The organism is Roseburia yibonii (assembly GCF_014297335.1).
GTDB classification, from domain to species: domain Bacteria; phylum Bacillota; class Clostridia; order Lachnospirales; family Lachnospiraceae; genus Roseburia_D; species Roseburia_D yibonii.
In genome coordinates this window covers 13,320-28,265 of the sequence record NZ_JACOQH010000013.1, presented here as the reverse complement: position 1 = coordinate 28,265, position 14,946 = coordinate 13,320, and the positions used below count along the sequence as shown (strand labels likewise).

The window sequence follows — 14,946 nt, the reverse complement described above, 5'->3', positions numbered from 1 at the left end:
CGATACAGAAATACCTATACAGAACAAGTCAAAAGATCGACAGGGAAAGCTGCGCTGATCATTAAGTAAAAAAGCTCCCGACCAGAATCCCTGCCAGAACAAGTCTTTTGGGTTTCGCGCGAAACGTAGATTTAGGCATGTCGGAAAGGTGGTGAAAAAATAACGTTTCGAGGTTGGCAAGGGGAAAAAACAAACATATAAAGGAGATATTTATCATGAAAAATTTAGAAAAAGAAATGGAAAAATTTGCAGAATTGGTGATTGGAAAATTAAGAACACTTTATCCGAATTTAGAATTTCGGTATCAGGATGTGCGGAAAAATAACGGACTGATATTGCACGGAATCATTTTGAAGGACGATAAACAGATAGCACCGAATATTTATCTGGATGACGCATTTTCAGAATATAAAAATGGACGTTCACTTGATATGATTGTATCACACATTTCTGAAATTTATGAACAGAGCCGCAAAATTGAGATGGTGATAGATTTCACCGATTATGAAAAAGTAAAGAAGTTAATCCGGTTTAAACTGGTCAATACGGAACGCAATGCAGAGTATTTAACTTCTATTCCTCATGATGATTTTTTAGACCTGTCAAAAGTCTATTACCTTCGTTTGGACGATTCAAAAGATGGAATGGCAACGACTGTCATTACGAATGAATTGCTTACTATATGGAAAAAAGAAAAAGAGAAAATTGCACTTCAAGCCGCTGAAAATGTTAGAAAAGAAATAAGCTTTATCAGTATGGAAGAAGTGTTAAGAGAAGCCGTTGATATTGAAATGATGGGATTTGAATATTGCCCGTTGTATGTTCTAACCAATAAATCAAGAGTATATGGGGCGGCACTTATGGGATGTGAAGATATGCTGAAATATATTTCAGATACAATGAAAAAAGAATCTTTCATTATTTTACCATCTTCTATACATGAGGTTTTAATACTATTTGATAGTGATACAGATGGTTATGGACTGCAAGGCATGGTCAAAGAAATAAATGATACGCAAGTGGCAATGGACGAAATATTATCGTACAACATTTATAAGTATGAGAAAGGAAAAGGAATATCTATTATAGAATCATAAAGTGTAGTTAGAAAAAAGGACAACTCTCCGGAGCTGTCCTTTTTTGCAAATTGAATTAGTTGGGCTGTAAATTGCAGTTGAAATATCCACAGGGCGGACCTGTGGATTTATGGATAAGCTGCTTTCCAATTTGAAAAATATTGATAGCATGTCGATAATGAAACATTATCAACTATGCAATCAACAATTTTTCAAGATTGTCATAACAGCACCTTACCCACAATCCCACAGGTGCGGCGGCGAAGGCATAGGGACTTCGCCCCTATAACCCCAACCAGAACGCCTTTCTGGACTTACCTTAAATCAAAAGCAGATTTAAGGCAGGAATAGGGCGCAGAACGCCGACTGAACAAATTACAGGCAAGCCTGTAATTAAAAGCATTTAAGACGTTCGGAACATATGACATTATGTTCCGAATTGTTCCGAACTATTGCGAGATATTGCATAAAATACCGTAAAATCAGGGAAAAAATGTTGAAGAACATTGCAAAATATGATACTTTGATGTAGATAAAGTACAGAAAAAGAAAAGAGGAAAAATATGCCGCGAAAAGTGTCAGGAAGAAAGTCAATTACATCTATATTTACGGATGAAGAATATGAACAGATTAAGATATTGGCAGCAAAAAAAAATGTGTCCATGAGTAATGTGATTAGGGACTTTGTGTGTGATGGCTTAAATGGCCAACTGACAGAATCCAACTTAGATTTTATCGTACCGATTATCCGGGAGCAGATAAAAAGTGTACTGGATCCACAAATGGAACGTCTCATATCATTGACTGCTAAAAGCTGCATCCAATCAGGAACAGCTACCTATCTTGCCGCGGATACCATATATAAATTCGTACCACCAGAACAGCGGGAGGAAGTTGAAACGGTATATGAGGAGGCACGAAAGAAGGCATTGGTCTATATGCGATCCAAAGCAGATAAAAAAGAAAGTTGATAAAAATTCGTGCCGGTACAGATGTCATGTACCGGCACATATGTATTTGCTATTTGAAAAATTCTTTTAGAATTGATAGTATATAAAATATATGTAGTTTAGCATCAAAAAGACATAAGCGAATAACATCCGGATATTGGTATAATCTTTTTAAACAAAATTCACAAAATTCGAGATGAAAATACTTACATAATCCGATTAATATAAAGTATGTGAGTAATATTATAAATGTATATGCTTTAGACATAATTTCCTCCTTTGTCTGACTGCTGGTTGACTGATACAAAATTAATATGTAAGTTTTTGAAAAAATAAGTAAAAAATTTGTGAATTCAAATTAAAAAATTTAACAGGAGAAAAAATGCCCTATTCACCATTGATATCAAAAATAAGAGTTCATAATCCAAATAGAAAAGGATCTGCTGTTGCAAATCGTAATTATGCACACTACATAGCAACCAGAGCTGGTGTAAGTTTGGAAAATGTTGATAGCATTGACGATGCATTAAGTAATGAAAAAATTTTGGAAATGAATCTGGATGAAAATATAGTGCACCAGGAAGCCAGTGATGAAGGATATGTTAGATATATGGCAAGACGTCCAAGATCTCATGGACTTTTCGGAAATATTGATACTACAGATTTGGATAAAGTGGTCAAGAATGTAAATGAGTTATCGAAACAAGGAAGAATTATATATCGAGGAATTATATCTCTCAGCGAAAGAGATGGTGAAGAATTAGGATTTCGGAATGTTAATGCCTGGAATAATTATCTTAAACGTGTAATGCCGGATATTGCGCAGAAATTGGGAGTGAGTCCAACTGATCATACTTGGATAGCTGCGTTTCATGCGGAAGAGTCTCATCCGCACGTCCACTATGAATTATGGGATAATAAGGATAAGGTTCGAAGTCCTTATATTCATACTAATGTTCAAAAAGATATTCGGCATATGTTATCCCAGGAAATGTTTGACGATGCATATGAACGATCTGTAAGACAGGTGTTTCAGGAGCAGCTATCTGAACTGAAAGAAAATAGAAATAGGGAACGATCGGAAATTCTTGATCAGGCAAAGAGTTTGATAAATGAAGTAGGATATGTTCCTGGAGTTGAATACGAACGTCTTCCAGATAAAATTCAATCTGAAGACCTGAAGAAAATTGCTCAAGAAACAAGCAAGCTTATTAATATGTTGCCAAAATCAGGAAGATTAACGTATAAATTTCTGCCTCCAGAAGCCAAGGAGCAGCTGACAAAATTGTCTAACCTCATAATAAGTAGAACTGATATGCAGCGTGAAATAAGTTCCTATTTGAATACGATAAAAGAAATGCATGGATATTACGGTGAAACCCAAACTGAAATTAAGAATGCACAGCTGCAGGGAAAGGCAGATATAGAAAAAAGAATCAAAAATGCGCTGCTCCGGGAAATTGCAAATAGTATAAAGATCACTGCTGAAAAAGAACCAAACTTTGAAGTTAAGGAAAATGCGGATGTCGATATAGAATTACATATAAATGACGTGATTCCAATAATAAATCAGGATTATTATATTGAGTGGAATGATTCATATAAAAATGCAATGAATAATTTATATGGAGAAAATCCTGATTTAGAAAAGGGTTTTGATATCTTAGAGCAGGAGGCTATTAAACGGAATGCTATTGCAATAGAAAAAATTGGTACTTTGATTGAAAAGCAGATAGGAAATAATATTGATGTCCGGGAAGCAGATGAATTTTTTGTAGAGGCCAGGAAAGCATATCAGGATGTATATGCTCAGACAGATAATGATTATATTAAAACGTATGCTGCCTATAAAATGGGAAAGATGTTTGACCGGGGATTAGGAGGAGAACAAGATTATAAAACAGCAGAAAAATGGTACAAGATAGCTGGTAAAAATACATATGCGCAGTATTCATTAGCAAAAATATACCTGGATAATAAATTGCAAAGTTCATCTGAGGCTGAGATACAGAAGAATAAAGAACAAGCATTTATTTTAATGAAAAAGTCAGCAGAAAGGAAAAATGCATTTGCGTATTACGAACTTGGAAATATGTATGCACATGGAATTGGAACAAACATAGATCAGGATGCATCCGATAGCGCTTATAAGCAAGCATATTCTCTTTTTTGCGAAATGACCCGAAAGGCAACGGATGATAGTATTTTATATAGGGTAGGAAAAATGACGCTTGATGGGATTGGAACAACGAAATCTGTAGAAAAAGCAATCGATTGGTTCAAAAAAGCTGCAGATCTTGGAAATGAAAATGCCCAATATTCGTTAGCAAAAATATATTTAGAAGAAAAGGATTTTGAAAAAGTAAATAGTGCAATAAAAATGTTAGAAAAACTTGCGGAAAATAATAATATGATGGCGGAATATACGCTTGGATCTATATATGCAGATTATGAAAGTCAGTATTACGATCTGGAGAAAGCAATCGGCTATCTGGAGAAATCAGCGGAGCAGGATAACCAGTTTGCAGAATATAAACTGGGAGTGATCTATGCGGATCCGGAAGGACAGCATTACGATCTGGAGAAAGCGATCAGCTATTTGGAGCAGTCAGTGAAACAGGATAACCAGTTTGCGGAATATAAACTGGGAGTGATCTATGCGGATCCGGAAGGACAGTATTACGATCTGGAGAAAGCGATCAGTTATTTGGAGCAATCAGCGAAACAGGATAACCAGTTTGCGGAATATAAACTGGGAGTGATCTATGCGGATCCGGAAGGACAGTATTACGATCTGGAGAAAGCGATCAGTTATTTGGAGCAATCAGCGAAACAGGATAACCAGTTTGCGGAATATAAACTGGGAGTGATCTATGCGGATCCGGAAGGACAGTATTACGATCTGGAGAAAGCGATCAGTTATTTGGAGCAATCAGCGAAACAGGATAACCAGTTTGCGGAATATAAACTGGGAGTGATCTATGCGGATCCGGAAAGGCAGCATTATGATCTGGAGAAAGCGATCAGCTATTTGGAGCAGTCAGCGAAACAGGATAACCAGTTTGCAGAATATAAACTGGGAGTGATCTATGCGGATCCGGAAGGACAGCATTACGATTTGGAAAAAGCCATTAGATATTTTGGACAATCAGCAATACAGGATAATCAGTCTGCACGATATGCGTTGGGAGTGATCTATGCAGATTCGGAAAAGCCATATTATAACTTAGATGTAGCCATAACGTATTTCAAAAAAGCTGCAGAACAAGGAAACGAATATGCACAGTATAAATTAGGATCCATTTATACAAATCCGGAAAATAAGCAGTATGATATAAAAAAAGGCATAGCATACTTGGAACAAGCAGCCAATAAAGGAAATGCATATGCACAATGCAAGTTGGGAATGATTTATTACTATGGGCAGGGCGTAGATCAAAATAAGGAGATTGGAAGAAAGTGGTTAGAAAAAGCAGCAGAACAAAATAACCAGATGGCAAAACATGTTTTAGATGATACGAGTCTGGATATGGGTATGGGAATCTCCTATGCTTTAGTGAAAGCCGCCTTATCATCTGTGGAATCAATGAATCAGCAAGGGCAGTATCAAAATAGAGTAGCTGCTCAATCAATAACGAAAAATAAATCTAAAACTCAAGAACAAGTAAAAGCAAGGGATTTTATGCCGGAAAGATTGTAAATAAAAAAGTCTTGGTAAAACCAGGACTTTTTTGTTTTATAGTAGAGATGGTGAGTTTTGGAGAAATAGAATTTTTTTATATAAAGTCTCCTGCTGTTTACTTGTGAACTGAAAATATATTTCGGTGTTTTTAATGCTCTTATGACCGATCCAATACTGAATTTCCTTGGTATCAAGACCGAGTTCGGCCAATTCTACTGCGCGAGTATGCTTAAGGGTATGGAAGTGTGCTTTCTCTTTGGGTATGCCAGCTGCAGCGCAATATTTTTTCATTAAATTATCTAACACTTTTCGAGAAATTGGATTTCCCTTTTGCGAGAGAAAAAGTACCTGTGAATCGTTGTTTTGCGATTTTCGTTCTTGCATGTAATCAATGAGAGCAGTATAAACATCATTATCAATGATTCGCAGAGTATTGTTATTACTATTTTTTAAACGGTGAAAATAAACTTCTCTACTTTCGAGGTTGATATCAGAAAAGTGTATCAACCCAACTTCGCTGGCGCGTAATCCGGCATATTCGGCAAGACAGAAAATGGCTTTATTTCGTATATGATATTTAGAGGTATCATTTTCGATAGTCTTGAATAAAATTTCTTTCTCGCGTGAATATAAATACTTAATTGCTGTATAATCATACATTAAATTACAATATCTCCCCTCTTTTTTATCAAAATCATAAAAAAATATAGCAGAAAAGCCCCCTTTTATCAATTAGTAAACATAAAAACAGGACAAAATAGTTATTTTGTCCTGTTTTTGGTTGGAAGAAGAAAGGAGGAAAGAAAATGAACCTAACTATACAGATTGGAAGATTTACGAAAGACCCAGAGATTTCGTATGGAGAAAATCAGGCAATTAAATGTGTAAGAGTTGATATTGCAGTGCCACGTGATTTTTTGTTAGGTGATGATGATCCTAAAGCAGACTTTTTTCATTGTGTCGCATTTAAAGCGTCTGCAAAATTTATTGCGAAGTTCTGTAAAAAGGGAGACAAAGTTGCAATCAGGGGTCGTTTCCAAAATAACAACTACACAAAAAACGATGGCACAAAAGTGTATGGCGATCAGTTGATCATTGACAAGATCGAATTTGCACAGACAAAACCGGATCAGACCGAAGAAAATTTTCATCCACCGGATGAAGATGAAGAAATGCCATTTAAAGATTAAGGAAAATGTGAGATGCCGACGCTTGATAAAAAGAAAATTGAAAAGAACAAAAAACGTAAAAAGAGAATATTTGCGTTTTGGGTTTTGCTTTGCATTTTGTCTGCACCGATAGTTGTCGAAGCCTTAGATGTTTTTTTGGCCGGAATCCTTGGTAAAAATTTTGGAACATTTAATTTTGATTTCAATTACTTACGTTGTTTGATATCACTGGTTACTCAAAAAAACAGAATGATGCTAGGTGTGTTATATGAAGTATGTCTGTTACTGACATATCTGTATGAGAGCAGTATGGCAGCGCCCAAATCGGTACAAACAGCTACGGTTCAGGTGACACATAACATAGAGATACCGGTTGCTGTCGGAAACGGACAGTATGGCAATGCCAGGTTTCAGTCTGAGAGAGAAAAAGATGAGACGTATTCAAAGTATGTGGTAAATGATGATAACCCGCCTACTGGAGGGATTGTTGTTGAGCAAATCAAAGTGGGAGGAAAAGAAATAATCCGGTATTTAACAGCTCCGGTACATGCGATTATCCTTGCGGCAACCAGACGAGGAAAAACACGAAGAGTATTTTTGCCAACAATTTGGCTCAATATATTGGCTGGTGTGAGCATGGCAATTACAGACTGTAAGGGCGAAATCTATCTCTTTACACACTTGTTTGCAAAATTAATGGGATACGCGGAACGAGTATTTGATCTGCGTGATCCGGATATGAGCCAACAATATAACTATATGCAACAGGTTGTTAGATATTTGAAAGAAGGAGATATCTCTGAAGCGACTGAAAAGACATGGGATCTTGTGTCAGTTCTGGTCGGTGAGCCGAAAGGTGAAAGGATTTGGAATGACGGTGAGTGTTCTACTATTGCTGCAGCGATCATGATTGTTGCTCAGGATGCGCCGGAGAGCTGTAAGAACCTAACGAATGTATATTATTTTCTCGCTTATATGTGCGAACCTGATCCAGAAACGGGTGAAATACCAATTAACACTTATATTGAAAAACTGCCGGACAATCATCCGGCGAAAGCAGCATTCCAGGTTGCTAAGATCGCACCGTATCGTACAAGATCGAGCTTCTTTACGTCTGCATTGGCTACGCTCCGGTTATTTACGGACTGGAAAATAGCAGACATGACAAGTCGGTCAGATTATGATCTATTAACGCTCGATGACCAAAAAACGATCACTTACATTATTGTTCCGGATGAAAAGAAGACCAGATATAGTCTTGCAGCATTATATATCAACCAGCTTTATGTGGCAGCCATGGATATCGCGTCAAAAAAGGGTGGAAAGATGGATCACCGCATGGAATTTATACTGGATGAATTTGGTAATTTCCCTCCGATCCCTGGAATGGGATCAATGATGTCTGCCGGCGCCGGAAGAAATGTTTTTTTTCGACTGGTACTACAGGATTATCAGCAGCTTAAGAAAAATTATCCGGAGGATTATGGAAACATCAGAGGAAATGCAGATCTAACTATCTATCTTGGATCTACTGATCAGGATACACTTCAGGAAATCAGTAAGGCCTGTGATACATATACAGTCGAGGTTGGAAACGTTGGAACGAGTGCAAATGATAGCAGAAAAAGGGATGGCGTGAATTATTCAGCCGGATCCAGTATGACATCAAGATATCTGCTGTATCCGAGCGATGTCGGGAAAATAGAGGCTCCTGACGCATTAGTGCGATATGGCAGCAAGAATCCGGCAATTATGTACATGCCTGATTTGAGCGAGTACCAGGCAAATGATGATTTCGGCTTAGGCGACCAGGAATATAACAAGCAGCTTATGATCCAGCGTAGCCAGGAAAGATTGCGACGTAAGGTCGTTGCCCCTGCATTATGGGGTGTATGGAAAGAAATCCTTGCAGAGATAGCTATGCAGAATCAGTTAGCAAAGCAGATCGCGGAAGAAGAAAAGCAAAAAAAGAAAGAAGCAAAAGAAGCAAATAAAAAAGTATCACTCATGTAAAAAAGAGGTAAGGAACTATGAAACGATTAAAGATAAATAAAAAAATATTAAAAGGATTCGTGGTAAATGCAGTAATGACATTTGGGATCATTGTTTATGCATCGCCGGTGTTTGCCAATGACATTAACAGTTTAAAGTTTTTTTCCGGAACAAATGCTTTGATTACAGCCGCAGTTGGAGGATTGACGGCTCTGATTGGTGCAGCCGGAAGCTTTTTCTCGCTGAAGGCTGGGTATGCCTGGCATGCTGCAGAACCTGACGAAGCACCAAGAAAAAAGAAGGAATTAATACGGACGATCATAGTCTCTGTAGTATTAACCTGTATTCCATCCATTTTGACATGGATCCTGTCTTATTACAAATAAGGAGCGCAGAAAATGATCAGTTGGATTTCTGAAAACATCTGTGAATATTTTACAGACCAAATCAGTGGCGCAATCGCACTTTTTGGTGACAAGATCAATAACATTTTCTATGCGACGGTGGATGCCGGAGTGTCGAATGCATATGTGGTAAATGCCAATACATTTTTGGTTGTATTTGCGTTGGCGGCAGTAGCGTTGATCGTAGGTAAGGAAGTGTTGGATGGGGATTTAATTGACGTTAATTATGATCCAGATGATAGCCCGATGGATTTCCTGCTGCGAATTGCGGAAGCAGTGGCAGTAATTAGCTGCTTTGGAGCATTGTTTGATTATCTAATGGTGTTTTCCAAGCGATTTGCTAGTGATTTATTGGGGAGCAGCAATGCGACGGGTGTAAAAGATATTACATCCGGCTTGATCAATATAGATCTGTCTAATACAGGATCTGCAGCTGGAATGTACATTACAGTGGTTATGCTGGTGTTTATTGGTTTTATCGTATTTGCTGTTGTATCTGGTTTTCGCGGGGCGGAGCTCATTGCGATGAAAATGTTTGCGGTGATATTTGCCCTAGACTTGATACATGCTAACCGGGAGCGGTGGAACAATTTCTTTATGGCATTTTTGCTTGCAATGTTTTCTTATGGCTTTCAAACGTTGTTTTATATCTTATCACTTAAAAGTTATGCGAGTGCAAGTATTAATGATATGGGTTATTGTCTATCAGCAATCGGTTGGCTGCTAATGGCAATTATTGGCCCGCACTTCCTAGAAAAATATCTATACAAATCAGGAATTAGTAAAGCTGCAGGGAGTGGATTGCGTATGCTTGCACAGACTGCAATGATTAAAGCGTAAGGGTAGGTGTGAGATGAATACGATATTGTTATATCAAAGCATAAAGAGTGTCCAGCAGCTAACAGGATGGACAGCAGGGCTTGTGTCCGCGGGTGCCGTACTTCGGTGTATATTGATTTTTTATGGCGCTTATGAGGATCCAGAGCTGGGATTTAAAGAGGCATTGAAAAAAGCCAGAAAGCAGATATTTAGGATGATTATTGTCATATGCGTATCATCGTTTGTGTCATGGGTAAATAGTTTTTACAAATAGTAGTAGGAGGGTGAATGGTAAATGGATAGTGAACATAAAGGTGACCTCTATGTCCCGGCAAATTGTCCGCCCCTGGATTATATCATCCAGGGATTTACGGCAACTGATATGACATGTGTAGGTGGAGGCGGAGTGATTGGACTGATCTTAGCGATAAATGTTGCTATGATCACAGGCAACATGGTAAAGGCGGTTTTTTGTGTCGTAGCAACTGTTGGATTGGGAATCCTGATATTTCATCGCGATCGTTACACGGAAAATGTGGTCGATAAAATTAAAATCGAAATATCTTATTACCAGTCATTGAAGGAATACAGTTACGAATACGTTGATATCTATAAAAAATTATTTGAAGAGAAAGGAAGTATAGAGGATGAAGGAAGTGATCGATCCTAAAATCACACCACCTACCAGGGATTTTGTGGATGCGGCAGATGTAAGAGGAATGTTTTTGTATCGCAAGGATGGAGTAATACTTGCTTATCTGCGCATTCATTTTTACAACCTCGACTTATTAGAAACGGAAGCAAAAAGAGGAAAGGCTGATACTTTGACTGCAGAGTTCAAAGAGGATGGAAAAGATTTCACTTATTTTTCGCTGCCGAGAGAGATTGATCTTGACCGATATAAGCAAAATTTAAAGGGCAGATACCGTGAAGCGCAAGTCATGGGTAAGAGACATATTGTATCCATATTAATGGAAGAATGCGCGGATCTTACTACCAGCGGCGAAAACTTTGAACACCAACACTATATCCGCATCTGGAAAGATGGATCAGCAGACAGATCGAATACTGAACTTTTGCTAAAAGAACGTATTACAGATCTGCACAATATGTTTGCCAATGTAGGTATTAAGACAACAATCCTTAGAGAAACAGAAATTGTAAAATTGTGCAATTTGTTTGGAAATAGCCTTCAGGCTCCTTTTGCACATGTTGATAGTACGTTATATACACCAATACTGACCTGACATAGGAGAAAGCGATGAAATCAAAAAAGACAGAGATAAAAAAATCAGTGTTTCCGATAAATGACAATTTACAAAATATCATATCTCCATCCGGTATCTCATATGACAGTACACACACGGAGGTTGGGGAGAATTACGGAAAAATCTATACAATAACACGATATAATCCGTACCGGGACTATGGTTGGCTTGCCCCGCTGTGCAATATTGAGGGGACAGCTACTACGATTGAATATAGGCGTACCGATCCGGGAAAGCTCATCGAAATATTTAATCGCAGCATCAATGAAAAAAAGGGAGAACAAGGATCACTTAAAAACGAGAGTGATAAGCAGATCAACCAACAGGAGATAAATGATCTGAAAAAGATGATCGAAAGACTTGCTGTGCAGCATGAGCCGGTTGGATATGTCAACATCATGTTGCATGTTCAAAGTGACACGGTGAAAGGGTTAAATGATCGTATTAAGAGAGTATCAAGTGTTGTAGCCGTGAATGGGTGTAATATGACACTTCTCAAAAAAAGACAGGGACAGGCACTTAGGGCGATAGCACCTTACGGTATACCGATTGCTGATGCGGAAAAAATAGGACAACGAAATATGCCAGTTGCGACTTTCTTTGGAGGTTTCCCGATGGCAGCGCCCGGAATCAACGATGAATACGGATATTATCTTGGAAAGACAAAGGATAACCATGTTGTCATTTTGGACATGTGGAAAAGGGATGCTGACAGGGTTAATAGTAACTGGTTTATAACTGGTATTCCAGGTGTTGGTAAGTCTACATTCTTAAAAAATCTGTTCACATGTGAGTTTGCTTACGGAACCAGAATCATCATTTTTGATCCGGAGGAAGAATATAAAGATCTGACAAAACATCCAGATATTAATGGAGATATTATTAATGCATCTGGTGGAGAGCGGGGACGCATTAATCCATTACAAATTCGAAAGGCGGCGGTAGTCCGCAAGGAAGATTTGGATGAGGGGGAATTGTTCAGTGATTTTTATGATTATGGCGAAGCGGACACTACATCAGATATGGCATTATACATTCAGCAGCTCAAGACCTTTTTTAAACTCTATTTTGGAAAAGAAGAATTTACGGCTGGAATTAGTGCAACGTTAGAGCAAAACTTAATCGAACTTTACAATGAAAAAAACATCCATTGGGATACGGATATAACAACTCTAAAAAATACAGATTATCCGATTGTTTCGGAATTGTATGAAAAAATCAAGAAGAAGAGTGAGGATCCGGAGCTGTCCGCGTATAAACGTGATAATTACGAAAAGTTGGTTGATCTATTGTTTTCAGCAGGGCAAGGAGCGGATAGTTTTCTATGGAATGGACCGACTACATTGGAATCGGATGCAGATTTTGTGGATTTGGTAATATCATCTTTACTTGAAGCGGATGACCGGGTTAAGCGAGCACAGTTTTACAATATTATAACGTGGGCGTGGAATGAATTGAGCAAAGATAGGCAACAGAAGGTATTGTTTGGTGTCGATGAAGGATATCTTGTTGTTGATCCGGATTATCCGGATTTGATGAAGTACATTCGAAATATGAGCAAGCGTTTGCGAAAATATGAAGGAGGATTGATGTTTATTACGCACTCTGTTGTGGACGTGTTGGATCCTGCGGTCAAACGGTTCGGGCAGGCAATAATCGACAGCGCATGTTACAAATTTATCATGGGCACAGATGGAAAAAACTTAAAAGAAACACAGGACTTATTTACATTGTCGGAAAAAGAAGTCAGGATACTGGAAAGAAAAAGGCGTGGACAAGGTATCTTATTTGCCGGATCAGTGCGCTTGACGCTTGATGTAGATGTATGCGACAAAAAACTTGCAATGTTCGGTAAGGCAGGAGGTCGTTAATGAAGAAAATAGTAACAGTCATTGGTTGTCTTGCCATCGCTGTTATGTTGACGTTGCTCTTATCAGTGTCCAATTTGCTTAATCTAGTTGGGGCGTTTCGCCCCAATGGAGCGATTACATCAAAAAGTACATACGATGCTATGCAAACGACCATATATAACCAGGTCAAAAAAATAGATGAACAGTTTGTCAGTACTATCGAAACAAAAATAAAAGATGAACGCGACAGACTGATTCGGGAAAATACTTATGAAGTGCAGGAAACGGATCCGGAAACAGGCAAAACGGTCACTAAAAAAAAGTGTGACATTACAGTGAAGCGGATTGTGAATCATATTGATTATGCAAGTTTGATTGCGTATTTAGATTATAACGGAGGCTTGGATGAAAAAACCGGCGAGATAGATGCTGATAAGGCATTACAGTTTTTAAACGATATTTGCAAAATCGAAATAACACAGATTGCAGATAAAAAATACGAAGTGCAGAATGCATATCTTTCAGATGATGAAATTGCAGAAAAGTACTTTACAAAAGAGACACAGAAAAAGAAGTATATCGCATCCTGTCAGGCATACGGTATGTTTTTTCGGATGGATCGGGCAAATGTCCGGAATGATGACAGCACAGATACACCACTTCCAGATGATCCGTATCCAGGATCTTATCAGGATATGCCACTGTATTTGCAATATTCCGGGCCATGGTCATCTGTGGCATACGGCAATGGAACCATTCGAAACAAAGGATGCGCACCGACGTGTCTGGCAATGGTGCTTTCTTATATGAAAGGGCAACAGATTCTGCCCAGTGATGTGGTGGCGTGGACGGGTAATCGCTATTACGTCAACGGCGCCGGATCATCCTGGGATATTTTTGGCGCGGTAGCGTCTAACTGGGGGATATCATGCAGAGGATTAGGTCATAGTCAGAGTAATATGCTTGCAGCATTGAGCGAGGGAAAACCGGTTATAGCAAGTATGGGGCCTGGAACATTTACCAAAGGCGGTCATTTTATTGTTTTGACCGGATTGACAGATGATGGAAAGATTACAGTAAATGACCCCAATGACAGTGCGAAAAAGAACCATAAAGGAACAGCATTCGACGTGAGCTTGATCATGCGTGAAAGCAAGAATTTTTGGAGTTTTGGGTAATGAGATAGAGGTAAGAATAGAAAATGAAGAGTCAAAAAAAGATGTTTATTATAATAGTGTGTTTTTGCGCGGCAGTAATCGGGCTGTTTGTGCAGTTTTTTCATAAGCCTCAAATGGAGGATGATGAAAAAATGGAAAGTCAGTATGAAATAGATCAAACAGAGGATTCAAAAGAAAAATCAACAGAGAAAAATGCGTATGATTATTCGGATAAAAATCTGCCAGATGTAGATAACGCATCATCAGATGAAACATATGCAGAGTTTGAAGTTGAGCATATACAAGTGTATTTTTCCAATACTGCTATGTTAGATCAATGCAGTATGCCAGTAGCCGCACAATCAGAATTGGCGTTAGATGCACAGAAGTTCTTGGAAATGCAGGGATATGATGTGACGGAACTGGTCATTGATGACAGTGAGTTTATCGATGACGAAAGTAAAGTGCTATTTGAATGTGATATGCCGGGTTATTCAGAGAAATTGCAGATCACTTACGATAAAGCAGCAAGCACCCTGTATTTTGCAATTATATTAGATGATACAGAAGGGTAGGTAT

Annotated in this window: 13 protein-coding genes; 12 read left to right on the top strand and 1 reads right to left on the bottom strand. The window is 38.3% G+C overall.

The annotated features are described in order from the left end of the window. The first annotated feature begins 215 nt into the window (after positions 1 to 215). The 3 genes from H8Z76_RS13195 (at position 216) to mobP3 (ending at position 5,726) form a co-directional block, all read left to right on the top strand. Positions 216 to 1,097, top strand: coding sequence for a DUF5688 family protein (locus H8Z76_RS13195; RefSeq protein ID WP_186982807.1), 882 nt, complete (start codon positions 216 to 218; stop codon positions 1,095 to 1,097). 542 nt (positions 1,098 to 1,639) lie between these two features. After that, positions 1,640 to 2,047, top strand: coding sequence for a hypothetical protein (locus tag H8Z76_RS13190; RefSeq protein WP_186982806.1), 408 nt, complete (start codon positions 1,640 to 1,642; stop codon positions 2,045 to 2,047). A 361-nt stretch (positions 2,048 to 2,408) separates the two neighbouring features. Then, a complete protein-coding gene (gene mobP3, locus H8Z76_RS13185) occupies positions 2,409 to 5,726 on the top strand; it encodes a MobP3 family relaxase (protein ID WP_186982804.1) in 3,318 nt (1,105 codons plus the stop codon). A 36-nt stretch (positions 5,727 to 5,762) separates the two neighbouring features. On the opposite strand, the gene H8Z76_RS13180 is transcribed toward mobP3, so the two are convergent. Continuing rightward, positions 5,763 to 6,368 carry a tyrosine-type recombinase/integrase gene (locus H8Z76_RS13180; RefSeq protein WP_176924655.1) on the bottom strand — a complete coding sequence of 202 codons (606 nt, stop codon included), beginning with the start codon at positions 6,366 to 6,368 and terminating at the stop codon, positions 5,763 to 5,765. Positions 6,369 to 6,514: 146 nt separating this feature from the next. On the opposite strand from H8Z76_RS13180, the gene H8Z76_RS13175 reads away from it, so the two are divergent. From H8Z76_RS13175 to H8Z76_RS13135, 9 genes are all read left to right on the top strand, one after another. Continuing rightward, positions 6,515 to 6,898 (top strand): single-stranded DNA-binding protein, encoded by a 384-nt coding sequence (locus H8Z76_RS13175; RefSeq protein ID WP_186982802.1) that lies wholly within the window; start codon positions 6,515 to 6,517, stop codon positions 6,896 to 6,898. 12 nt (positions 6,899 to 6,910) lie between these two features. Next, entirely contained in the window at positions 6,911 to 8,890 is a 1,980-nt protein-coding gene (locus H8Z76_RS13170) for a VirD4-like conjugal transfer protein, CD1115 family (RefSeq protein ID WP_186982800.1), read from the top strand. Between the two features lie 17 nt (positions 8,891 to 8,907). Beyond that, positions 8,908 to 9,255, top strand: a complete 348-nt coding sequence (locus tag H8Z76_RS13165) for a hypothetical protein (RefSeq protein ID WP_186982798.1) — start codon at positions 8,908 to 8,910, stop codon at positions 9,253 to 9,255. A gap of 12 nt (positions 9,256 to 9,267) precedes the next feature. Continuing rightward, a complete protein-coding gene (locus H8Z76_RS13160; RefSeq protein ID WP_176924651.1) occupies positions 9,268 to 10,113 on the top strand; it encodes a conjugal transfer protein TrbL family protein in 846 nt (281 codons plus the stop codon). A 274-nt stretch (positions 10,114 to 10,387) separates the two neighbouring features. After that, a complete protein-coding gene (locus H8Z76_RS13155) occupies positions 10,388 to 10,762 on the top strand; it encodes a hypothetical protein (RefSeq protein WP_176924650.1) in 375 nt (124 codons plus the stop codon). After that, positions 10,740 to 11,339: a hypothetical protein gene (locus H8Z76_RS13150; RefSeq protein WP_176924649.1), complete on the top strand. Its 600-nt coding sequence runs from the start codon at positions 10,740 to 10,742 to the stop codon at positions 11,337 to 11,339. Before H8Z76_RS13155 ends, H8Z76_RS13150 begins: the two co-directional genes overlap by 23 nt. A gap of 14 nt (positions 11,340 to 11,353) precedes the next feature. Further along, positions 11,354 to 13,231 (top strand): VirB4 family type IV secretion system protein, encoded by a 1,878-nt coding sequence (locus H8Z76_RS13145; RefSeq protein ID WP_176924648.1) that lies wholly within the window; start codon positions 11,354 to 11,356, stop codon positions 13,229 to 13,231. Continuing rightward, a complete protein-coding gene (locus H8Z76_RS13140) occupies positions 13,231 to 14,388 on the top strand; it encodes a C39 family peptidase (protein WP_186982796.1) in 1,158 nt (385 codons plus the stop codon). The genes H8Z76_RS13145 and H8Z76_RS13140 overlap by 1 nt, the downstream gene beginning before the upstream one ends. Before the next feature lie 23 nt (positions 14,389 to 14,411). Further along, complete coding sequence (locus H8Z76_RS13135) at positions 14,412 to 14,942, top strand: hypothetical protein (RefSeq protein WP_176924646.1); 531 nt, start codon at positions 14,412 to 14,414, stop codon at positions 14,940 to 14,942. Positions 14,943 to 14,946 lie beyond the last annotated feature (4 nt).